The organism is Pseudomonas sp. 67(2021) (genome assembly GCF_017491835.1).
Lineage (GTDB): Bacteria > Pseudomonadota > Gammaproteobacteria > Pseudomonadales > Pseudomonadaceae > Aquipseudomonas > Aquipseudomonas atacamensis.
Genome location: NZ_JAFGYL010000009.1, coordinates 130569 through 153963 on the forward strand (window position 1 = coordinate 130569; position 23395 = coordinate 153963).

Sequence of the window (23395 nt, forward strand, 5' to 3'; positions counted from 1 at the left end):
CCCTCAGAACTGGAAGTAAAGGAACGGCGAGAAGCTTTGCGCCGAGAGTTTGAGAATCGAGGCGATGAACAGCAGCAGGATCAGCCCGCGCATCACGTAGCGCGACCAGTCAGCGGTCCAGTAAGCTGGTTGCACCTGGGCTTCGACGCCGACGGTGTAGCCAGGTTCGTGGATGCTCGCCGGATTTTCCCCAGGTGCTGCCTTGATCATTCCCGGCGTCGCCGTGGCAGGACCATCGGCCTCGACGTTGACTTCCGGTTTGGTCTTGGCTGGCGGCTGATTGGTGTACAGATCACGCAGGCCGAAGAACGCCAGGGTCACGTAAGCCACCACCAGAGTCGCCACTTGCAGACCGGTGAGGCTGGCCTGATTGAGTTCCGACAGCGACCAGTCACCGAAGCTGAACATCGCGCCGTACATGCGCCCGGCAACGTGCAGGTTCTCGGCACGGAAGATCACCCAGCCCATCACTACCAGCAGGAAAGTCAGTGCCCAGCGGATCGGGTTGAGGCTGCGCGGCGAAGTGTTCAGGCCGAGCATTTTTTCGATCGCCAGCCACATGCCGTGCCAGGCGCCCCAGATGATGTAAGTGATGTTCGCGCCGTGCCACAGACCACCGAGCAGCATGGTCAGGAACAGGTTGCGATAGGTCATCAGCGTGCCTTTACGGTTACCGCCGAGGGTGATGTACAGATAGTCACGCAGCCAGGTGGAGAGGCTGATGTGCCAGCGGCGCCAGAACTCGGTGATCGACTGGCTGATGTACGGCTGTTTGAAGTTTTCCATGAAGCGGAAACCCATCATCAAGCCCAGACCGATGGCCATGTCGCTGTAACCGGAGAAATCGAAATACAGCTGTGCGGTGTACGCCAGTGCGCCGAGCCAGGCGTCACCCGTGGTCGGGTTCTGCAGGGCGAAGCAATGGTCGGCGACCACGGCGAGGGTGTCGGCGATGAAGACCTTCTTGATGAAACCCTGCATGAACCGCGTGCAGCCCTCGGAGAACTTGTCGAGGGTGTGCGTGCGGTTGTTGAACTGATCGGCGAGGTCGCGGAAACGCAGGACCGGGCCGGCAATCAGGTGCGGGAAGATCGCCACGAATGCCGCGAAGTCGATCAGGTTGCGCGTGGCCGGAGTGTCGCCACGGTACACGTCGATGATGTAGCTGATCGATTCGAAGATGTAGAACGAAATACCGATCGGCAGCAGCACGTGGGTGAGGATGAACGGTTCGAGACCGAACGAAGTCATGATCTCGTTGATGCTGTCGACGCCGAAGTTGGCGTACTTGAAGTAGCCGAGGATGCACAGGTCGACGGCCACGCCGAGCAGCAGCCAGCGCTGCGCCGGTTTGGTTCGCACGCCGGCAGCACCGACCTTGAGGCCGATCCAGTAGTTCCACAGCGTGACCGCTGCGAACAGCGCGAGGAAGTCCACTCGCCACCAGGCGTAGAACACGTAGCTGGCGATCAGCAGCAGCAGGTTGCGATAGCGTTGCCCGCTCAGGTAGTACAAGCCGAGAAAGATCGGCAAGAACAGAAACAGGAACACGTTGGATGAAAATACCATCCCGATCTCTCCATGTTTGAACCAACAGTCAAGGGCCAAAGCCCCCCCAAACCCCCCGTGGTAGTGGAGGGGTGAAACAGTCCTGCGATCGTTCCCACGCTCTGCGTGGGAATGCCTCAATGGACGCTCTGCGTCCGCTTCGGCATGGGACGCGGAGCGTCCCGGGCTGCATTCCCACGCGGAGCGTGGGAACGATCAGCCATCAGTTTTTTCAGGAACCCTTGTTGCCCTTTTCATGCGACGGGTCGTAGACCTTGGTCAGGTCGCCGCCAAGACGGAAGGTCTTGAACGGTTGCATGTCGCGCTTCTTCTCGATCACATCCGGCGCACAGGTGTAGAGGGTGCAGAACGGTTCGAGCCAGGCGAATTTCATGTCCTCTTTCAGGTCAGTCATGTCCTGCTTTTTGCCGTTCTTTTCTTCGAACTCGTCAGGGTCCTTCACGCCGGCCAATACACGGTCACCGAGACGCTTCAGTGCGCCATTGTTTTCCTGACGCAGATCCACACCGTTGACCTGAGCGAAACTGGCGATCATCGCCAGCGGCGGCAGGGCGTAGTTGTGATAGGCGAGGGCGCGTTGCTGGCGCTTGAGTTCGTTGGGCAGGAAGCCGTCGGCATCGACTTGATTGACGCCGACCTTGTATTCCTTGACGGCCCAGTCGAACAGGTCGCGGCGGTTGGTGGCGACGGCGGTGGCCATCACCGACCAGGCGGCCCAGTACGAGTGGTTGTTGGTTTTTTCCAGCGGCAGGTTGTCCCAGTCGCTGACCACCTGATCAGCCATTTTGCTGAACCAGGCTTCGATCAACTGCGCTTCCTGCTGGTGCTGGGCCAGCGGATGCGAGTCGGAGAATTTCAGGCGAATGTACGAAGACGCCATGCTGCCCAGTGCCCATTTGCGCATCGACTTGCCGGTGTGGTTGAAGTCTTTGGACATCAACGCGTCGGCCTTGGCCCACGCGGTCAGCCAGTTGAGCGTGCATTCGAGCTGCTCCGGGCGACCGTCGCGCATGAACTGCATGACGCGCTTGGCGGTGCCGCGTTCCAGCGTGGTGATGTCTTTGGTGGTGTCGCGAAAGGCTTTTTCCGACTGCACATTCAGCGTCGCGCGGGCCTTGTCCGAACCTTCGTATTTGCTGCGAAATTGCAGCGGACCGGTGTATGGCGCCGGCATCGCGTCGCAGCCATCGCTGTTGTCGCCGGTCTTGAATTTATCCACCGGGGCGAAGTAGCCCTGCGGTGGACGCAATGGCGCGGCAGCCTGAGTTGCCCCGGCGAACATCGCCAGGCTCAGGAGTGTCGGTGCCAACAGGTTTTTCAGTTTCGGATTTCGCATAGCAGACCTCATTGCCCGAGCTGCGCGGTCTGTTGACCAGCGCCCGGGAATACGTTGCGTTTGCAGATTTTCGCTTCGACTTTTTGTGGCGCGGCGTCAGGTCCGGCTTCAGGACCCTGGACTTCGACGGCCAGCAGGTTTTGCGAGGCCCAGTCTTCGTCCGTGCGCAGCTCAAAGGCGAAACGACCGTCGGTGTCGGAGGTTTCCGGTTTCTCGATCTTGATGTCCTCGTGGCGACCGTTCATGTACCAGAGGGTGGCTTGCAGGGTTTTCACCGAGGTGTCGGCGAAGCGGATGTCGACCTGATGGTTGGCGTTCTGCAGGTTCAGGTTCTTGCTGTTGACCAGCAGTTCTTGCTTGCTGCCCGGCTTCAGCGTGGCACTGGCGGACATCTGCGCGTCCTTGCCTTCGCAACCGTTATCGAGCAGCGCCATCATCTGGCGATAGATGGTTTCCTGGTCGAGGCGATACAGCGGCGAGAATTCCCAGATGAGAATCTTCGGCGGGGTCTTCTGGAATTCCTCGCTGCCCAGGTATTGCAGCATCGAACCTTCGAAACCGCCGCCGGGGAAGGCCACGTTGAGGATGTCGGCGCCGATGGCTTCTTCGAGGAAACCGGCGAAGTTGTAGTTCTTGCCGCTGTGCGATGTACCGACCAGGGTGATCTGCGGATTGCCGGAATCGCCGAACAGGTCGCCGTCACCGGCCTCGCCTTTCGGCTCGGTGGTGAACTGGTCCATGTACTGGATCGCGTAGCTGGTGCCGCACAGTTGCCCGGCCATGTTGTGCAGAGTGCCGGTCTTGCCCATGCGTCCGGAGCGCTTGGTCTCGAATTCACGCTTGGGAATGTCGGCGAAGGCCGGGATCTGCTTGACCTTTTCGGCGACGATTTTTGCCGTGCGCTGGGCACCGTAAGGTGTCCAGTGCTGGTCGCCACGGAAGTAGAAATCGTGGGCGGGCAGGGTGTCCGGCAGCGATTCGTTGGTCAGTGGCGACAGGTCCGGCACCACATAGCCCATCTTGGCGAAACGGCCGAGCATGGTCTTGTAGTTGCCCAGCGCTTTCTCGTAATCGAACGCGGCTTTTTCCTGCGGGTTGAGCTTGTTGCGGTTCACCAGGCCACGGGTCGGCTGGTAAACGATCACCAGCTCGACGCCTTTGCTCTTGAACGCATCGTGCAACTGCTGCAGGCGCTTGTAGCCGGCCGGCGTGGTGTTGAACTCGGTGCGCAGGTCTTCCTGGGTACGGAACAGCCAGTCGCCCTGAGCCTGTACCAGGGTGGTGAAGTTCTGCTGATAACGCGTGGTGTAGTTCTTCGCGTCATGGGCCGCCGGGCACAGGTTGCAGCACGGCTCGGCGGTGAACTTCGGTGGCGTGACGCTTGCGCCGTCAGCGTCGGCGCGGGCGTTGCCGGCAGCGAGAATGCCGAGAGTCAGGGCCGAGAGGCTGAGCAGTTTGATCATGTGTGGGTGCATAAAAATTATCCTCAGTCCTGCAATTCGGTCTGGCGTTCGACAGGGTCGATCAGCACGGCTTTCTGCTGGCGCACCAACAGATCGAGAATTTCATCCTGGCGCTCGCCGAGGATGCCGTTGAAGCTGATCCCGCTGGACTTGGTCGGCGCCAGCATCGACACGCGATACAGCTCGACACTCAGCGGCGAGTCGATCGACAGCGGGCCGCTGCCATTGGCCGCCAGCTCGCCGCCGACGACGATCAGCGAGACCTGCGCGTCGAACGGGTCGAGCTTGATGTCACGGTCGGTGTCGGTCAGGTCCTTGATGTGGCCGTAGATACCGGTCAGGCCGTTGGTCATGGCAACGTTTTCGTAGAGGCGGATGTTCACGCTGTTACGAATACGAATGCCGTGACGGGTATTGCTGATGACCTTGTTGCCCCACAGCAGGTTGTCGGCAGACTCGTAGAGCGTGATGCCGTCGGTGTGGTTCTTGTAGATCTCGTTGTAGGCAATGATGTTGTTGACGCTGTTACGGTCGATCACCAGGCCCGACAACTTGTTGTCGAAACTCTTGTTGTTGAAGATGAAGCTGTCGTTGACCTCACGGGAAATAATGATCCCGTGCTTCTTCTTCGTGCCGTGAACGGTGTTCTCGGCAATGATCAGACGGTGCGAGCGGTCATGCGGGTCGATGCCGTAGACGATGTTGTCTTTGTAGGTGTTGCCCTTGACCACAAAGTCGCTGGTTTCGTAGCAGTAGAAGCCGTACCACATGTCCGAGAACTCGGAGCCGACGATCCAGCCGGTCGGTTCCGGGCGCTTGAGGACCTTGGCCATGTTTGGCGTGTACTGGGAAATACTCACCCCGTACGACTTACTGTTGGCGTAACCGAAACTGGCCATCTTGCTGTTGACGATGTAGGTCTCGGTGCCGCCCCAGGCGAGCAGGAACGGACGGAATTCCTTCGGCGAACGGAAGGTCGCCGGGCCGTTGTCCTTCTCGCGCCAGCCGGTGACTTTGGTGTCACGCACGAACAGTTTGCCGTCGTTGACCAGGAACGAACCGGCTTCCTGGGACAGGCGCAGTTCCTGGGTCTGACCGTCGATTTCGAGGATGCCTTTCTCGCCGACCACGATCGGCAATTTGGCCAGGTACACGCCCGGAGCGGTCTCGCTGAAATACTGCTTGGGCAGTTTTTTCGCCAGATCCTTGAGGTTCATGTAGCCGTCGTCGATGAAGATCGCCTGCGGGATGCCGTGCTGACGCACGACCCATTCGGCCATCTTGTTATCGCCGCCGATGAAGTCCTTCAGGGCGTTTTCCTGCATCATCCGGCGCACGCTGATCTTGCCCGGCTTGCTGCGCACGATCTTCGCCGCAGCGGCTTCGGCGGTGAAGCCGGAGAGGTCGGGCAGGGTCGGCTTGGCCAGTTTCAGCGCGTCGGTCGGTGCGCTGCTGACGGTGTAGGTCTTGGCCTGTTGCAGTTCCTTGGCCACGGTCGCAGGTTTGGCCGGTTCAACATTGGCGAAGGCGCCGGCGCTGGCCAGCAGCATCGCGCCGGCCAGCAGGCTGAGTGAGCCTGTTCTGGTGCTGATCATGTCGGGCACTCCCTTGGCGGTTTGCATCAGAAGCGCCAGATCACGTCAATGAATGCGCGGTGCATGTAGGAATCAACCTGGCTGCCATAGGCATCGCCCGGTTTGAACACACCGCCACGGAAACGCACCAGTGCCGAAGGCTCGTCGATCGACTGGCTCAACGCCGCCGGCAACAGGCCTTGCTTGAAGTACTTGGTGACGACCAGGTCCATTTCCTGACCCAGGTCCTTGTTGCCATCTTCAAGCGGCAAGGATGTGCTGGAGAGGATTGCGCCGGTGACGTCGTCGGTGTTGTTTTCCACCGCGTTGATGCCGTTGCTGCCGACCGGCTTGTTGCCGTCGACACGCCAGAACTTGTGGTAGATCAGGCTGGCGTCGTACTCATCGTTGACCATCCACGAACCGAACAGGGTGGCGGTCTGCATGTTGTTCATTTCGCCACGGAACGCTTCGCCGAAACGGTGCACGCGCGAGCGGGTACCGGTGTAGTTGGAGCGGTTGCTCTCCAGACCGTTCTGCTCGTAATCGGCACTGGCGCGGGCGTAGGCACCGCCGACTTGCCACTGCGGATTGAGGCGCAGACGTACGCCGACGTCGGCTGCCCAGCCGCTGATGTCATCGCTGCGCTTGGCTTGTGTCGGGCGCGTGCCGTCGGCGTTCAGCGCGTTGACCGTGTCGCGGTCGCCGCTCATGCCGGTGATGCTGCCCCAGTAGTTGACGGTGTTGGTGTTGCGCCAGTTGTAGGCGTCACTGTCGGCAGTCAGGCCGATCCAGCTGATGTCGCCGTTCTCGGTCTTGTCCAGCGAATCGCGCGGGACGCCCGGCTCGGCGTAATCGAGTTTGCCGTCATCGTGAGTGTGGTGGCCGCGAATGCCGACCCACTGCCCCGGCGTCCACTGATAAGCAGCGTCGGCGTAGGCGTGCAGGCGATCCTTGTCTTTCGGCGCGAGCTCTTTCAAGTCGGTGCGGTATTCGCTGAAACGCTCGGCAACACCGGCATTGGCCCGCAGCAGGGTGGTGTCGAAGGTCCAGTTCAGCGCTTCGATGTTGGTGTCGCGCCATTGGCCGTCGTCATTGCGCAGACGCTGACGACCGAACTTGAGGATCTCGCCAGGGTAGGGCGTGAAGCCGCTGTAGCCGACCCAGAATTCGCGCATCGCGAGGTAGTTTTTCTTGGTTTCGCGATCACCGCTGTCGGTGGCCTGTTCGCCGTCCGATTGCTGCAGGGTGTCGGTCTCGATGATGTCGGTCGAGGTCACCGCCTGACCCATCGCATAGGCGCTCCACGCGCCGCTTTCGCCGTAGATCCACGGACGCAGGTCGAGGCCCACGCCATTGACGTCGCCGCCGCCGGCAGTGCCGAGGTCACGGTCGTCTTCGGACTGGCCGGTGAGTTTCACTTCCAGACCGAAGTTCTTGCTTTCAGTCATCGCAGCCAGTGTCGGGCAAGACCAGAGCAGCGCGAAGGTGAGGCCAATACCGGCCTTCACGAATGGGTTCAGCTTCATAGTTTTTCCTCGCCGTCTTCTTCTTGCAGGGCGTGCAGTTGCAGCGTGTTCGAGTTCAGGGCGCCACGGCTGGCCTGTTCCTGTTGCAACAGGCGGCGGGCTTCGGGCAGGCGCTCGGGCGGCAGTTGCGCCTCGAGGGTCGCTGCCAGTTCATCGGCTTGCGGGGTGTTCTGCGCCTTGGCCAATTGGCTGAACACGTAAGCGTTCAGCGGGTCGGGCTTGGTGCCCTTGCCTTGGGAAAACAACTGGGCAATGGCGAAGTCGGCACTGTTCTGGCCGTTGCGCGCAGCGGTCAGCAGATGGTCCAGAGCCTTCTGCGGATAGACCTTGCCCAGGTAGCCACGACGGTAGATCTGGCCGAGGTAGTAGTCGGCGGCGACTTCGCGGCCGACGGCTTTCTGGAAGTGTTCTTCGGCGACTTTCGCGTCGGCCGGGACCATTTTGCCTTCGTAGTAGACCTTGCCCAGCAACAGTTCGGCGCGCGGCTGGTCGGCGGCGCGACCGTTGTCCAGGTACTTCATCATCTGGTCGACGTCGCCCAGTTCGGGGAAGTCGTAAAGCAATTGGGCGAGGGTGACCCACGATGCCGGGTAGCCCGGAGCGATCGGCTCGAGCAGCGCCTGCGCGGTTTTTTCGTCAGTCTTGCCCAGGGTCGAATCGGCAAGCACGCGGGCTACGGAGTCGACACGCTGCGCGGTGACGGTGCCACGGCTGTAACCGGCCTGCATCTGCTTGATCAGCTCGGCCTGTTGGTCCGCCTGGCCACGTTTCTGGTAAACGGTAGCGAGTTCGACGTAGCAGATGTCGGTGGTGTTGAGCGCGGCCTTGCAGATTTTTTCCACGTCATCCAGATGCTGGTCGTAGGTGCCTTGGGTGCGATACAGCAGCACCTGCGCCAGACCTGCTTCCGGGTAACCGGATTTGCGCCACTGATCGATCTGCTGCTGGGCGTTGATGTTGGGGAAGCTGTGCGGGTATTGCAGGTACAGCATCGCCAGCGGGATCAACGTGTTGCCTTCGCCATTGGCGGCGGCTTTTTTCAGCAGGGTTTCGGCTTCGTGGTGCTCGGCTTCGGTCGAACCCGGCTTGGCCACCAGCAGACGACCCAGACGTGCCTGGGCACGCGGCGACACGCTGGCCGCTGCGCGGTAAGTCGCTTCGGCCTGTTTCATCTGCGCCGGGTCGCGGCTGTCGACCTGGATATCGGCCAGGCCGACTTGCGCCTCGCTGTAACCCAGATCGGCCAGTTGCTGGTAATTCTGCGCAGCGGTGGCGGTGTCGCCACGCTTGAGCGCTTCGTTGGCCAGACGCTGATCGGGCAGCCCGGCGCAACCTGCCATAGAAACTGCCAGTGCCAGCGAGCACACCATCAATCCCATGTGGGAGCGAGCCTGCTCGCGAAGCAGTCGACTCGGTACTTCAGACAAACCGCGCTGGCCCTTTCGCGAGCAGGCTCGCTCCCACAGGGTCGGCGGTGTGTTCAAGTTATGCGTAGTCACAGGCATGTCCTCGACTTAAAGACCGGCAGCCATGGCTTTGTCGATCAGCCAGTTCAGGTTCGGGCCACGGTCGCTGTTCACTTCAACCGGGCGGCCGGCCAGGCTGCTGTCGAGCGGCTCGTCAGGCTGGATCTGCACGCGAATGTCGGAGGACAGGTCGGCGCTCTTCAGGCTGGTGCTGCTGACGATCTTGCCGGTGCGGGTCTTGTCTTCGCCGGCGATCTGGAAGCTCACCGGAGTGCCTGGACGCACGTCGCCGAACTGGCGATAGGAGAAGCGTGCTTCAACGTTGGCCTGAGTGTTGCGCGGCACCAACTGGAAGATCACGTCGCCCTTGCTCGCGTACTGCCCGTCAGCCACCAGTTGCTGGGCCACGGTGCAGTCGCACGGCGAAGTCAGGGTGCCGGTCATTTGCTTGCCGAACAGTTCTTCGACCTTGGCCGGGGCCAGTTGGTCTTCGGCCAGATGGCCCTTGAGTACGTCGAGCATGCTGGTGCTGAAGGTCGCCAGCGGTGCGCCTTTGGCGGCAACGCCGTCGGACTTGACCAGACTCTGCACGGTGCCGTCACGCGGCATGGTGATGTTCATCCCCGGCACGCTGACCAGACCGGCCTGGGCGTGGCTGACGAAGTACATGCCGTACACCGACTTGAAGATGAAACCGGCAGCGACCAGGCCAACGGCGAAAATACCGGCGCTGAAGGTCACGGCTTTCAGGCGGCCGAACGGGGTCATGCCGGTGTCGTTGGTCTTGTTCTTGCGCGCCTTGGTGAAGTTGTCGCGCTGCAGGGTCGCCAGCACTTCGCCGATGCTGACGATGTCGCCGGCCAGGTGCGAAGTGATCAGGTGGCGCAGGGTGGAAATGTCCTGCGGCTCGAGGTTCTGGAACTGGCAGCCGGCGCGGCCGGTGGCGCGATCGAAGGACCGCACCTGCAGTTCAACGTCCATGGCCAGGCCGAGGTTGTCGATGACAAATTGCAGACGCGCCTTGTACACCTCGCCGATGGTCAGTGGCATCTGCCCGGCGTTGAACGCCAGACCGCCAGCCGACAGATCGAGGACCCGCGCTTCGAGCGGAGTCCGGTCAGGGCCGAAGAAACGCAGCTTGGCCGGGATTTTCACGCGAGCGTGCTGGCGCTGGGCTTCGGATTCATGCACTACGTTGACGTTGACGGCGGTATTCATAGGGGCGATTTCCTTGTTAATTCAATAGGAGCGGGTCAGACCATCATCAGCAGCACGGCGACAAAAATGCTGCCGGCGGAGAAGGTCATGGTCCGAGACGACCAGGTGTTGAACCAACGTTGAAAGCTGGCGAGATCACGGGTCAGGGATGTGGGCTGGCGAGTCCAGGATTGTTGGTCGAGGCGGAAGAACACGTAGATCTTCACCAGGGCGCCAACGATCTGGTTGTAATACAGAATCGCCGGGTAAGCAGGGCCGATGCGGTGACCGGAACACGACAGCAACAGCGTCAGGATCAGGCGGGTGATACCGATCCACAGCAGGTACACGAGGATGAACGCGGTGCCGTACTTGAAGCTGGCGATCAGTGCGACGGTCAGGCCGAGCAGCGAAGTCCACATCGACACGCGCTGGTCGAACAGCACCACCGAGGTGAACGCGCCGAGGCGACGGATACCCAGACCCAGTGCACGGGAGTTCTGGCGCAGGTTGTTGCCGTACCAACGGAACATCAGCTTGCGGCTGGCCTTGATGAAGCTCTTTTCCGGCGGATGCTCAACGGTGTTGATCGCGGCGTCCGGCACGTAGAAGGTGTCGTAACCCAGGCGCATCAGGCTGAACCAGCTCGACTTGTCGTCACCGGTCAGGAACTTGAAGCGGCCCAGACGCCAGTGTTGCAGCGAGTCGCTTTCAACGTCGGCGATGAATTCCGGATTGGTCACCACGGAGGCTTTGAATACCGACATCCGACCGGTCATGGTCAGTACGCGCTTGGACAGGGCCATCGAGCACATGTTGATGTGGCGCTGGGCGAAACGCAGCTTGTGCCATTCGCTCATGATGTAGCCGCCGCGCACTTCGCAGAACTCGTTGGTGGTCAGGCCGCCGACATTGCCGAACAGCTGGAACCACGGCACGGTCTTGCGCACGACGCCTTCGCCGAGCACGGTGTCGCCGTCGATCACGGCCACCACGGCACGGTCGTCCGGCAGGTGACGGGAGATCGCGCGGAAACCGAAGGCCAGACCATCGCGCTTGCCGGTACCGGGAATGCGCACGAAGTCGAGCTTGACCCGTTCCGGCGGATTCATCCGCGCCCACAGCGCCTTGACCAGCAACTCGTCGGACATTTCCACGATCGAGCAGACAATCGTGGTCGGCAGTTCGCAGTCGATGGCTTCGCGGATCACCGAGCTGTAGACCTGCGCGGTGGTCAACGCGTCAATACGAAAGCTGGTGACCATCAGAAACACATGCGACGGATCGGCCGCTTTACCCAGCTTGCGTACTTTGCGACGCAAGTGCGGGTAAACGATGTAGAGAAAAATCATGCCGCGCACAAAGTGCGTTGCACCCATCGAGTAGCGCCAGATACCCACGGCGCCAATCAGGAAAATGAAGTCCTTCGACTCGGAGTCGAATGTGGACGTGGGCAGCATCAAGGCCAGGCCCATCAACAAACTTAGGTAAAACAGCCAACCGGCGGCCTGAAGTAGGCCGTGTCTTAGCCTGTGCATAATCTGCATCCGTCTCTATCTCGGGCTGGGCCCGATGGGGTTAAGGCAGGCTCATCAATGGCCCACTGTAGGAGCTGCCGAAGGCTGCGATCTTTTGATCTTCTGGGTGTTCACTCACGACTCAAGTGAGCCCGGTAAAGATCGCAGCCTCGTTTCACTCGTCAGCTCCTACCACGGGTTCACACAGTCAGTGCGCGGCGACGCGGTATGCGGTGCCGCGCAATGTCTGCTTACCAGCAGATCCCTTCGGTGCGGCTACCGGCGCTGGTGGCCTTGGACATGAAGCCCACCAGGTCGATGACTTGCTTGCCCTGCGGCGCTTCCTGGGCCAGCGAACGGAATTTCTCGTCGCGGTTGCCGAGGATGATCACGTCGGAGTTATCGATCACCGAGTCGAAGTCGGAGTTGAGCAGGGACGATACGTGCGGAATCTTCGATTCGATGTAGTCCTTGTTCGCACCGTGGACACGGGCGTATTCGACGTTGCTGTCGTAGATGCTCAGGTCGTAACCCTTGCCGATCAGCATTTCCGCCAGTTCGACCAGCGGGCTTTCGCGCAGGTCGTCGGTGCCGGCCTTGAAGCTCAGACCGAGCAGGGCGACTTTGCGTTTTTCATGGCTTTCAACGATGTCGAAAGCGTTCTGCACTTGCGATTCGTTACTGCGCATCAGCGAGTTGAGCAGCGGCGCCTCGACGTCCAGGGAACCGGCGCGGTAGGTCAGCGCACGTACGTCTTTGGGCAGGCACGAACCGCCGAAGGCGAAGCCCGGGCGCATGTAGTACTGGGACAGGTTCAGGGTCTTGTCCTGGCAGACTACGTCCATCACTTCACGACCATCGACGCCGACCGCTTTGGCGATGTTGCCGATCTCGTTGGCGAAGGTCACTTTGGTCGCGTGCCAGACGTTGCAGGTGTACTTGATCATCTCGGCAACGGCGATGTCCTTGCGGATGATCGGTGCGTCGAGTTCTTCGTACAGCGATTGCAGAACGTCGCCCGAGGCGGTATCGAACTCGCCGATTACGGTCATCGGTGGGTGATCGTAGTCGGCAATGGCGGTGGATTCGCGGAGGAATTCCGGGTTGACCGCTACGCCAAAATCGACGCCAGCCTTCTTGCCCGAGCAGTCTTCCAGAATCGGGATGACCACGTTGGCCACCGTGCCTGGCAACACGGTGCTGCGCACGACGATGGTGTGACGGGTGGTTTTTTCACGCAGGACAAAACCGATCTCGCGGCACACGGCCTCGATGTAGTTCAGTTCAAGGTCGCCGTTCTTTTTGCTCGGCGTGCCGACGCAGATCATCGACAGGTCGGTATCACGAATCGCCTCGGCGAAGTTGGTCGTACCGCGCAGACGAGCGGTCTGGACTCCCTGTTGCAGCAGTTCGCCCAAGCCCGGTTCTACAATCGGCGATTTGCCGGCGTTAATCATGTCGATCTTGTCTTTGGCAACATCGACGCCAACTACGTCATGGCCCCGTGCAGACAGGCAACCGGCACATACTGCGCCAACGTAACCCAAACCAAATATGCTGATGCGCATCGCAATTACCTCTGTATATATCAGGCCTTAGAAGGCCGGAGTTAATGGTGTTCAGCGGTCACTAGTGCACTCGGAAGTGCGGCTTACAGGCGCCACAATGCCGTGTGCAGGCATACAAAGTTCCGAGTGTCTAATAAGTGCACTCAAGATGTGCGCAACTAGGCCTTGTTGTTATGACTTGCCCTGTTATGCAGCCGATCTTCCGTGCGGGAAGACTCTAGTGCAGTCGTGTAGCCTGCTCGACGTCCGGTAGGGAGCCGGTAAATCAAGCAGTTAGGTGCTCAGGCGAGCACGTTTATAGGGGCGCGGCCTTGGCCTTTGTAGGGGATATTAATGGTGCGTATCTCCTGTCCTTCGATTGTTTTGAGACTAGTTAGTCACTCAGGCAAGTTGCTGTGACAACTTGGTTACATGGCTATCAGCTCTGCGTAAGTTATCTCGTACAAACTCGGCGAGAATCGTTACCGGTGGTATGAGCAACGCATTTGGACATAGTTCCAGCCCGCTCATCGTGCCAGCCGAAATTTTTTGAAATATTGATGAAGATGGCACTGGGTGCAAATTGATAGCACTAACGATTTCGCCCTTTAGTTATCGGGGCGAAACAGGGGCCGATAGTTTTGTGCCACTACGGGTAAAAAATTTAGGTGCCACTACTGAAAAAAAACTTCAGTGTCGAGTGAAACTAAAATTAGAAAATAGAGCGTGGTTTTATTGGCGCCATGAATTTGGCGATATGTCGCGGGGGGATTTTGACTTCGGGCGGACTGCACGACTCCTGACGAAAAGAGTCGTGCAAAGGGCATGCTTTATTCCGGGGCGTGGTCGCGCAAAAACACCAGATTGTCGGGTTTCGACTGCTCGGCGCTGTAGCGATAACCCTGTATATCGAATTGCTTGAGCTGAGCCGGGTCGTTGATGCGTTCCTGGATCACAAAACGGCTCATCAGGCCGCGCGCTTTCTTCGCGTAGAAACTGATGATCTTGTACTGGCCGTTCTTCTGATCCTTGAACTCGGTATTGATGATCCGCGCCTTCAACGCGCTGCGCTTGACCGCAGAAAAGTATTCGTTGGATGCAAGGTTGAGCAGTACGTCATCGCCTTGCTCGGCCAGCGCTTCGTTCAGCCACTCGCTGATGCGCGTGCCCCAGAACGCATACAGATCCTTGCCACGGGCGTTGGCCAGTTTGGTGCCCATTTCCAGGCGATAGGGTTGCATCAGGTCCAGCGGCCGCAGCAGGCCATAAAGGCCAGAGAGCATGCGCAGGTGCTTTTGCGCGTAATCGAATTGCGCCTCGCTGAAGGATTGCGCGTCGAGGCCGGTGTACACATCGCCCTTGAAGGCGAGCAGCGCCTGCTTGGCGTTCTCTGGGGTGAAGGCGGGTGTCCAACTGCCGAAACGCGCGGCGTTGAGGCCACCGATCTTGTCGGACACGTGCATCAACTCGCTGATCTGCGCCGGACTCAGCTCGCGCAGCTGCTGGATCAGTTCCTGGGAATGGTCGAGGTACTGCGGCTGGGTAAAGCGCTGGGTCGCCGGCGGTGTTTCGTAGTCGAGGGTCTTGGCGGGGGAAATCACCATCAGCATGAAGTCGTCTCCTTTAATCGTGGGGGCGATTCTAGGGGGTTGTTCTTGTTGACTCCAGCTATGAGCGTGATAGGTGATCGGTGGTGTCATGGGACAAGATCGCAGCCTCGCCGGGGCTCGACAGCTCCTACAGATTGCGCACGGCATCAAACCGCAATGAATTCAATGCGGACAGGTAGGAGCTGCCGAAGGCTGCGATCTTTTGATCTTTGTTTTGATCCACCCGCGATATAGTGCCGCGCGGGTTTTGTTATGGAGACATCCCTTTGCGCATTGTTCTTATATTCACCGCGTGGCTGCTGAGCTTCGGCGCCATGGCGGCGCCCGGCGATGCGGCGACGCTGGATCGCACGGCCTGGCCGGAGCAGCTCAGCAATCCGACCCTGTTCGACGTCGCGTCGCGGGCGGAAATCCTCATGTTCGCTCGCGGCCTGCTCGGCACCGAGTCCATCGACGAGGCGGCACTGGCCCAGCGCCTGGGCCTGCGCACGGTCAATATCGATGCGGTCAATCAGCTGCGCCAGCGCCTCTGGCAGCGCTTGCTCGCCAACTACAACCACGCCCAGCAAAGCTGCGATCAGGACGCCTCTTTCTGCTTCCTCGTCGAAGACCTGCCGACCCTGCGCGAGCAGGCGGCCAAGTTCGTGGTCAGCGACGACAGTTATTACACCAAGTGGGCCGAGCCGAGCCGGATCTTCCATTTGCAGTACCTCGACGAGCTGATGCGCAAGGCCGCGCTGTCGCCCCAAACCAGTAACGAATTCGATCGTTTCGGCGACTACGAGCGCAACGGCGACGACATGCACGACCGGCTGTTTCTGCTGACTTTCGACAGCGCCGCCAACGTGCAACCGGACAATACCGACTGGCTGACCGAATACCTACGCAAGTCCAATCTGAGCGGAACGTTCTTTGTTCTGGGCAAGGATATTCAGGCGCGACTCGCCGGCCGTTCGGTCAGCAGCCTGCAGGCGAGTTTCTCCCGGCAGTGCGTGGGCGTGCAGGGCTGGGAGTTCCGCTCCCACAGTCATTGGCAGGACTGGCAGGATTCGGTACGGCGCAGCGCCGATCTGGTGAAGAACAAACTGCCGGAAAACTACGTGCCGCTATTCCGTCCGCCGGATGGCCAGCGCCGCAGTGACGCGCAAGGTTTTTTCAATAGCCAGGGCCTGCAAGTGGCGCTGTGGGACATCGATGCCCAGGACGGTGCCGGCAAGCTCAAGGGGCCGGCCAGCGCGCAGCGAGTGTTGACCCTGATGCTGCTGTGGCGGCACGGGGTGATCAATTTCAACATGAAACAGGATGCGGTGAAGACGTCGCTGCCGTGGCTGATCACCCAGACTGCGCAGAGCGGCATCGGCTGGGAAGACTGTCAGGACGCGTTTCGTTGAGAAACGACAAAAAGCCCGGAAACATTGGGCTTGGGGTGATTTTCAGGAGGAATTCGATGCAGGCGGACTTCCGACTTTAGCGGGGTACGGGGAGTCCGCCAAGGGCTTTTCGTCACTCTGCAAAATAAACTTAAAAAAACCGTCAAAGTGCTTTTTTATGTCATCGGTTTTGGAGTATTACGAAGACAGACCGCCGAAACCTGCAACACAGGTGGCGTCTTCCCAGACTCCTATTGTGTGCAGTTCATCCAGGCCCTCGTGGATGAATTCGGCAGTCACCTCGAGGCGCAGCACTGTCACGGTATTGCGTCGAATGGCTCCCACAAAGGTGACCGAGTATGGATGATCACGGACGCAGCCCTTCCTCCAACCAGCCAATCCTGTATGTACTCGATACCAACGTATTGATTCACGATCCAAATGCCCTGCTGAATTTCGAAGAACACCACGTCGCCATCCCGATGACCGTGCTGGAAGAGCTGGACAAGCTCAAGAGCGGCCATCACAGCGTGGCCGCCGAATGCCGTCAGGCGATCCGCCTGATCGACAAGACCCTGGGCGATGCGTCCCCCGAGGACGTCGAACTGGGTGTGCCGATCCAGCGCGGCAAGGGCGGGCCGAAAGGCTTGCTGTCAATTCTGATGAGCAAACAGGCCGAGTCGAACCTGATTCTGCCCGAGCACCTGAACGACAACAAAATCATCAATCAACTGATTGATCTGCATACCCGCGATCCGCAGAAACCGGTGGTGCTGGTCACCAAAGACATCAACATGCGCCTCAAGGCGCGCGCCTGTGGCATCGACGCCGAGGACTACAGCACCGACCAGTTGGTCGATGACGTGTCCCTGCTGCCCAACGGCTACCACAACATGACCGGCTCCTTCTGGGACCGCGTGAGCAAGGTCGAAACCCGTCAGGACCACGGCCGCACCTGGCATCAGGTGCAACTGATCGACAACCTGCCGGCCGTGCACATCAACGAGTTCATCATCGACGAGCAGGGCTTTGTCGGCTGGATCAAGGAAATCCAGGAAGACCGCCTGCTGATCCTCGACCTGCACCAGGAACCGCTGCTGCATCAGGAGGCGTGGGGCCTGAAGCCGCGCGACATCTATCAGAGTCTGGCGCTGTATGCGTTGCTTGACCCGGACATTCATCTGGTCAACCTGTCCGGCGCCGCCGGTTCCGGTAAAACCATTCTGGCGCTGGCCGCTGCGATCGAGCAGACCATGGTCAGCAAACGTTATCGCCGCATCATCGCCACCCGCAGCGTGCAGGGCCTGGACCAGGAGATCGGCTTCCTGCCCGGCACCGAAGCGGAGAAAATGGAGCCTTGGCTGGGCGCCATCACCGACAACCTCGAAGCCTTGCACATGGATGACGAAAACACCCATGGCAGCGTCGACTACATCCTCAGCAAAGTGCCGTTGCAGTTCAAATCGCTCAACTACATTCGCGGTCGCAGCTTCCAGCAAAGCCTGATCCTGATCGACGAATGCCAGAACCTCACGCCGCACCAGATGAAAACCATCATCACCCGTGCCGGCGCCGGTTCCAAAGTGGTGTGCCTGGGCAACCTGGCGCAGATCGACACCCCTTACCTGTCCGCGACCAGCTCCGGGCTGACCTACCTGACCGAACGCTTCAAGGACTTCCCCAACGGTGTGCACATCACCCTGCAAGGGGTGCCTCGCTCGATCCTGGCCGAATACGCCGAATCGCATCTCTAAGAGGAGCAGCTACAAGCTTCAAGCCGCAAGCTACAAGTGGTCCGAGTGAAATTCACTTGCCGCTTGAAGCTTGCGGCTTTCGGCTGTTTAAATGCGAGCTTTCCTGACGCCTGCCTACCGCGCTTTAACTTGCCGCTTGTAGCTTGCCGCTCGCAGCTGCCTCAAGGAGGCCCTCGTGCTGACTCATCTCGATTCCCAAGGTCGCGCCAACATGGTCGACGTCACTGAAAAAGCCGTGACGTTCCGTGAAGCGACCGCTCAAGCGCTGGTGCGCATGCTCCCTGAAACCCTGCAGATGATCGTCAGCGGCGGCCACCCCAAGGGCGATGTGTTCGCCGTGGCGCGCATTGCCGGGATTCAGGCGGCGAAGAAAACCAGTGATCTGATTCCCCTGTGCCATCCGCTGATGCTGACTGGCGTCAAAGTCGAACTCAGCGCCGAGGGTGAGGACAGCGTGCGTATCGTCGCGCGCTGCAAGTTGTCCGGGCAGACCGGTGTCGAGATGGAAGCGCTGACCGCCGCCAGCGTCGCCGCCCTGACCATTTACGACATGTGCAAAGCCGTCGACCGTGGCATGACCATCGAAAGCGTGCGGCTGCTGGAGAAAGTCGGCGGCAAGAGCGGCCACTTCCAGGCGGAGCAGCCATGAAACTGACCGTGAAATTTTTTGCCCGCTACCGTGAAGCGCTGGGCGTGGATTCGGTTGCGGTTGAAGGCGATTTCGCCACCGTCGATGACGTTCGCGCACTGTTGGCACAACGTGATGGCGCCGAAGTGCTGAGCGAGCAGAACCTGATGTGCGCACGTAACGAAGACCTCTGCCAGCTCGACGAGCCGGTGGTCGATGGCGACGAAGTGGCGTTTTTCCCCACCGTGACCGGAGGCTGAACATGGCGATTCGCGTGCAGGCCACGCCGTTCGATCCGGGCGCTGAAGTCAATGCGATGCACGCGGCCAATGTCGGCGTTGGCGCGGTGGTGAGCTTTGTCGGTTACGTGCGCGATTTCAACGACGGTCTCGACGTGGCCGGGATGTTCCTCGAGCATTATCCGGGCATGACCGAAAAAGCCCTCGGCAAGATCGCTGTCGAAGCTGAGCAGCGCTGGCCGCTGTTGAAACTGGAAGTGCTGCATCGCATTGGCGCGCTGGAGCCGGGCGAGCCGATCGTCTTCGTCGGCGCCGCCAGCGCCCATCGCCAGGCCGCGTTCGATGCCTGCGCCTTCGTCATGGACTACCTGAAAACCCGCGCGCCGTTCTGGAAAAAAGAGAACACCAGTGACGGCCCGCGTTGGGTCGAAGGGCGCGACAGTGATCATGCGGCTGCGGATCGCTGGAAGAAGTAGTTTCTGTAGCGCCCTCCGGTCAGTCTTCGCGAGCAGGCTCGCTCCCACAATTGGAAAGCGTTCCCCTGTGGGAGCGAGCCTGCTCGCGAAGGCGTCATCTGTGACACCGAAAATCCTTCCCTCTCTACCCGATTGACGATTTGTACTTGAGAGTCCAGTATGGATTTCCAAGTACAAAAAAAGCTTCTGTCTTGCAGCTATCAGCTTGCCGCTTGTAGCTGCTCTTCTTCGCCAAACCAACAACAACCCGCGAGAGAACGAACATGAAGAAACTCCCCCTCATCACCGGCCTTGCCTTCAGCCTGCTGGCCTGTGCCAGCACCTTTGCCGCCGAGAAAACCTTGCGCATCGGCATCGAAGCGGCCTACCCGCCATTCGCGTCGAAAACCGACAAAGGTGAAATCGTCGGTTTCGACTACGACATCGGCAATGCCCTGTGTGCGCAGATGAAGGTCAAGTGCGTGTGGGTTGAAGGTGAGTTCGACGGGCTGATTCCTTCGCTCAAAGTAAAGAAGATCGACATGGCGCTGTCGTCGATGACCATCAACGAAGATCGCAAGAAGTCGGTGGATTTCAGCCACAAGTATTACTTCACTTCTTCGCGTCTGGTCATGAAGGAAGGCGCGACGGTAGATGATCAGTACGCCAGCCTCAAAGGCAAGAACGTCGGCGTGCAGCGCGCGACCACCACTGATCGTTACGCCACCGAGGTGTTCGAACCCAAGGGCATCAACGTCAAGCGCTACGGCAACAACGAAGAGATCTACATGGACCTGGCGGCGGGGCGCCTTGATGCGATTTTTGCCGACACCATTCCGCTCAATGACTTCCTGTCGATGCCGCGCGGCAAGGGTTACGCGTTTGTCGGGCCGGAGCTGAAGGATCCGAAGTACGTCGGCGAGGGCGCGGGGATTGCCGTGCGCAAGGGCAACGGTGAACTGGTCAGCCAGTTGAACAGCGCCATCGACGGGATTCGCGCGAATGGCGAGTATCAGAAGATTTCCGAGAAGTATTTCAAGACTGATATCTACGGCGATTGACAGTCCGTTATCGCTGGCAAGCCAGCTCCCACAGGTTCAGCGGTCGCCATAAATTTTGTGTGTGACGCAATTACTGTGGGAGCTGGCTTGCCAGCGATCTGGCCGGACGAGTCACCGCAGAATTCAGCCCTTCAATTCCTTCAAATGCTTGTACACCGTCGCCCGCCCCATGTTCAGCACATTGGCCACGTAGTTCGAGGCGCTCTTGCCCTTGAACGCCCCCTCGGCGTGCAGCGCCAGCACCAGTTCGCGTTTGTGGTCACGGGTCAGCAGGTTCAGGCTCAACTGCCGCTCGCGCAACCAGGCGTGGAGGAAGGTGTTGATGCGCTCCTGCCAGTCATCACGGAACAGCGAGTCCGGCTGCGGAATCAGCTTGCTCGGTGACAGGAACAGGTCCAGCGCCGCCTTGGCGTTCTCGAACAGGGAAATATTCAGATTGATGCACAGCACCGCCAGCGGACGACCTTCGCTGTCACGCAGCACGGTACTCAGGCTGCGAATTTTCTGACCGTCCCAGTTGAGCTTTTCGTACGGGCCGATGTTCCTGTCGCTGACATCCTCGCTGAGCATGTCTTCCAGCGATGAATCGTCGCCGATCTCGCGCTTGGACAGGTTGTTGGCGATGTAGTCGACCTTCTGCGTACGCAGGTCGTGCAGCACCACCTCGGCGTGGGGGAAGAACAGCGTGGCGATGGCGTCGGCGATGGCGCGGAAGTTATCCAGCGCCGGATCGAATTCGGGGGCAGTCATGACAGTGGAGCTCCAGGCAGCGTCAGCGCCCCTTGTGCCGGGGCGCTGCGAGTGTGCCGCAATCTTTTCGACGAGTCGATGCGATCAAGCCAGTCGGGCCGGGGAGAGCATGGCGCTGTCCAGACCGAATTCATGCAGGTGCTCGGGAAACGGCTCGCCGCGCACCAGTGCCGCACTGGCTTGGCCCATCGCCGGCGACGTCTGGATGCCGTAACCGCCCTGCGCGGCGACCCAGAACAGCCCCGGAACTTGCGGATCGAAGCCGCTGAGCAGATCACCGTCGGCAACAAAACTGCGCAGACCTGCCCACGTGCGGGTCGGGCGGCGGATGGTCAGCGTGGTGGCCTCTTCGATCTGATAAATGCCCATGGCGATGTCGAGTTCTTCCGGCTGCACATCGTGTGGTTCGACCGGATCGGCGTTGGCCGGCGAGCCGAGAAACATGCCGGCGTCGGGCTTCATGTAGAAGGATTCGTCGAGGCTGACCAGCATTGGCCAATGATGAGTGTCCACGCCTTCCGGGCCGGCAAATATAAACGCGGCGCGGCGTTTCGCTTGCAGCCCCAGCGGCTGCGCGCCGGCCAGCGCGCCGATCCGGTCGGCCCAGGCGCCGGCGGCATTGATAAGCGCCGGTGCGCTGAACGTTTCACCATTGGTCTGCACGATCCACAGGCCATCGGCATCGCGGCTCAAGCCGAGCACCTCGCAATCGGTGCGGACTTCGCCGTGATTGCGCCGAATGCCGCGCAGGTAGCCTTGATGCAGCGCGTCGGTGTCGATGTCGCAGGCCGATGGATCGTAGATCGCGCCGTGGACTTTGTCCCGGCGCAGGATCGGCAGACGCGCGCAGGCTTCGTCGGCGCTGAGCAGTTGCATCTGCGGCACCGTGGCTTTGGCGCTGAGGTATTGGTTGTTCAGTTCGGCGGGATCACCGATGAAGTCGACGGTCATTTCGCCGCGCGGGGTCAGCAGCGGGTGCTCGCAGAAGCCGCTTGGAGGGCTGTCGAAAAACGCGCGGCTCGCCTGAGTCAGTGCGCGGACCTGTGCTGTGCCGTAGGCGGCGGTGTACAGCGCGGCGGAGCGACCGGTGGAGTGATAGCCGGGATGGGTTTCACGCTCGAGCACGATCACTTTGCCGTGCGGCGCCAGCCAGAACCCTGTAGAAGCGCCGGCAATCCCGCCGCCGATGATGATGAAATCTGCGTGGCTCATGTAGGTCTCCAGTGGGTACGCAATATCAAGGCGTTCGCTAGTCCCTCGTGGGAGCGAGCCTGCTCGCGAAAGCGGCGTATCAGTCGACATCTTCGGTGAATGTCAGACCGCATTCGCGAGCAGGCTCGCTCCCACAGGGGATTTTTGGCGTTAGTGGGTTAAGTGATAAACCGCATTGGCAAGGGCAATGTCTTCCAGGCCCAAGCCGATTGAACGGAAGAACACGTGACGGTCGTAACCCGGGCGCTGCACTTTTTCGCTGAGCAAGTCGGCGAGGTCGCCGACAATCGAATCCTTGCTCCAGCCATGCTGTTCGGCGGCAATCAGCATCTCACCTGCCGAACCCGGCGTGGTCAGACGATAGTCGCAGAACACCTGCATGTCGTTGAGGCTTTGCGGCGGTACTTCATGGGCGCGCGGGGCGTTGGTGCTGATCGAGGTGATCAGCGCCGGTTTGTGCAGTTGCGCCGGATCGATCACCGGCCCGGCAGACGAGGTGCAGAGCATGATCACGTCAGCATCGGAGATGGCGGTCTCGCGGCTGTCGGCAATCTTCAGTGACGGCGCGATGGACTTCAACACAGTCTGTGTTTCCACATCTTCCAGCAGCGATGGCGAATACAGGCTGATGCTCTGCCAGTCGCGCAGCGCCTTGGCATAATGCAGATGCGCCTGAGCTACCTTGCCGCTGCCGATGATTGCCAGTCGCTGGGCGTCCAACGGGGCGAGGGCGTCGACCGCCACTGCCGTGGTCGCGGCGGTGCGCGCGGTGGTCAGTTCGCCGGCATCACAGAGCAGCAGCGGCTGGCCGGTTTTCATCGACATCAACAATGTCCACGCCGTCACCAGCGCACCCTGCTCACGAACGATGTATGGCGAAGTCTTCACTCCGTATACGCCGTCCTCAGCCAGCACGCCCAGATAATTGATGAAGTCGCCTGCGCCCTTGGGGAACTCGACCCATTGCTGCGCCGGCTGCACGGCGTTACCGGCCGCCAGATCCCGGAACAGCTTGCGCAGGATTTGCGGAACATCGATACGCGCCAATAGCTCATGGGCCTGGGCTTGATCGATCACATAAGGCGTACTGGACATTTCGCGCTCCGAAACTAAACTTA

At 60.1% G+C, this 23395-nt stretch carries 19 protein-coding genes; 6 read left to right on the forward strand and 13 right to left on the reverse strand.

From position 1 onward, the window contains the following. Positions 1–3: 3 nt before the first annotated feature. The 10 genes from J5M66_RS13835 to yaaA all read right to left on the reverse strand — a co-directional run bounded on the left by J5M66_RS13835 (position 4) and on the right by yaaA (position 14808). Complete coding sequence (locus J5M66_RS13835; protein ID WP_024011674.1) at positions 4–1569, reverse strand: MBOAT family protein; 1566 nt, start codon at positions 1567–1569, stop codon at positions 4–6. Between the two features lie 211 nt (positions 1570–1780). Further along, complete coding sequence (locus J5M66_RS13840; protein ID WP_123418168.1) at positions 1781–2905, reverse strand: mannuronate-specific alginate lyase; 1125 nt, start codon at positions 2903–2905, stop codon at positions 1781–1783. 8 nt (positions 2906–2913) lie between these two features. Beyond that, entirely contained in the window at positions 2914–4380 is a 1467-nt protein-coding gene (locus J5M66_RS13845) for an alginate O-acetyltransferase (RefSeq protein ID WP_130926963.1), read from the reverse strand. A gap of 11 nt (positions 4381–4391) precedes the next feature. Continuing rightward, positions 4392–5963 carry a mannuronan 5-epimerase AlgG gene (gene algG / locus J5M66_RS13850; protein ID WP_125918316.1) on the reverse strand — a complete coding sequence of 524 codons (1572 nt, stop codon included), beginning with the start codon at positions 5961–5963 and terminating at the stop codon, positions 4392–4394. A 26-nt stretch (positions 5964–5989) separates the two neighbouring features. Continuing rightward, positions 5990–7471, reverse strand: coding sequence for an alginate export family protein (locus J5M66_RS13855; protein WP_207808464.1), 1482 nt, complete (start codon positions 7469–7471; stop codon positions 5990–5992). Then, positions 7468–8976, reverse strand: coding sequence for an alginate biosynthesis TPR repeat lipoprotein AlgK (gene algK / locus J5M66_RS13860; RefSeq protein WP_207808461.1), 1509 nt, complete (start codon positions 8974–8976; stop codon positions 7468–7470). The genes J5M66_RS13855 and algK overlap by 4 nt, the downstream gene beginning before the upstream one ends. A gap of 9 nt (positions 8977–8985) precedes the next feature. Beyond that, on the reverse strand, positions 8986–10155 hold the full coding sequence (locus tag J5M66_RS13865; protein WP_024011680.1) for an alginate biosynthesis protein Alg44: 1170 nt from the start codon (positions 10153–10155) through the stop codon (positions 8986–8988). A 35-nt stretch (positions 10156–10190) separates the two neighbouring features. Continuing rightward, positions 10191–11675, reverse strand: a complete 1485-nt coding sequence (gene alg8 / locus J5M66_RS13870; RefSeq protein ID WP_177435472.1) for a mannuronan synthase — start codon at positions 11673–11675, stop codon at positions 10191–10193. A 227-nt stretch (positions 11676–11902) separates the two neighbouring features. Next, positions 11903–13219 carry a UDP-glucose/GDP-mannose dehydrogenase family protein gene (locus J5M66_RS13875; RefSeq protein ID WP_122601887.1) on the reverse strand — a complete coding sequence of 439 codons (1317 nt, stop codon included), beginning with the start codon at positions 13217–13219 and terminating at the stop codon, positions 11903–11905. Between the two features lie 809 nt (positions 13220–14028). Then, positions 14029–14808 carry a peroxide stress protein YaaA gene (yaaA, locus tag J5M66_RS13880; protein WP_130900378.1) on the reverse strand — a complete coding sequence of 260 codons (780 nt, stop codon included), beginning with the start codon at positions 14806–14808 and terminating at the stop codon, positions 14029–14031. A 266-nt stretch (positions 14809–15074) separates the two neighbouring features. On the opposite strand from yaaA, the gene J5M66_RS13885 reads away from it, so the two are divergent. The 6 genes from J5M66_RS13885 to J5M66_RS13910 all read left to right on the forward strand — a co-directional run bounded on the left by J5M66_RS13885 (position 15075) and on the right by J5M66_RS13910 (position 20315). After that, complete coding sequence (locus tag J5M66_RS13885) at positions 15075–16199, forward strand: polysaccharide deacetylase family protein (protein WP_130900377.1); 1125 nt, start codon at positions 15075–15077, stop codon at positions 16197–16199. A 338-nt stretch (positions 16200–16537) separates the two neighbouring features. Continuing rightward, the gene (locus J5M66_RS13890; RefSeq protein ID WP_024011685.1) at positions 16538–17932 is read left to right on the forward strand and encodes a PhoH family protein; all 1395 of its coding nucleotides are present in this window, start codon (positions 16538–16540) and stop codon (positions 17930–17932) included. Positions 17933–18107: 175 nt separating this feature from the next. Then, entirely contained in the window at positions 18108–18581 is a 474-nt protein-coding gene (gene moaC, locus J5M66_RS13895) for a cyclic pyranopterin monophosphate synthase MoaC (RefSeq protein ID WP_008080206.1), read from the forward strand. Next, positions 18578–18820 carry a MoaD/ThiS family protein gene (locus J5M66_RS13900; protein ID WP_016771591.1) on the forward strand — a complete coding sequence of 81 codons (243 nt, stop codon included), beginning with the start codon at positions 18578–18580 and terminating at the stop codon, positions 18818–18820. The genes moaC and J5M66_RS13900 overlap by 4 nt, the downstream gene beginning before the upstream one ends. 2 nt (positions 18821–18822) lie before the next feature. Next, positions 18823–19275, forward strand: a complete 453-nt coding sequence (moaE, locus tag J5M66_RS13905; protein ID WP_016771590.1) for a molybdopterin synthase catalytic subunit MoaE — start codon at positions 18823–18825, stop codon at positions 19273–19275. Between the two features lie 263 nt (positions 19276–19538). Continuing rightward, on the forward strand, positions 19539–20315 hold the full coding sequence (locus J5M66_RS13910; protein WP_016771589.1) for an ABC transporter substrate-binding protein: 777 nt from the start codon (positions 19539–19541) through the stop codon (positions 20313–20315). 123 nt (positions 20316–20438) lie between these two features. On the opposite strand, the gene J5M66_RS13915 is transcribed toward J5M66_RS13910, so the two are convergent. From J5M66_RS13915 to J5M66_RS13925, 3 genes are all read right to left on the reverse strand, one after another. After that, complete coding sequence (locus tag J5M66_RS13915) at positions 20439–21065, reverse strand: transcriptional regulator (protein WP_122610760.1); 627 nt, start codon at positions 21063–21065, stop codon at positions 20439–20441. Between the two features lie 84 nt (positions 21066–21149). Further along, the gene (locus J5M66_RS13920; protein ID WP_207808452.1) at positions 21150–22277 is read right to left on the reverse strand and encodes an FAD-binding oxidoreductase; all 1128 of its coding nucleotides are present in this window, start codon (positions 22275–22277) and stop codon (positions 21150–21152) included. 150 nt (positions 22278–22427) lie between these two features. Continuing rightward, a complete protein-coding gene (locus J5M66_RS13925) occupies positions 22428–23372 on the reverse strand; it encodes an ornithine cyclodeaminase family protein (RefSeq protein WP_207808450.1) in 945 nt (314 codons plus the stop codon). Between the last annotated feature and the right edge of the window lie 23 nt (positions 23373–23395).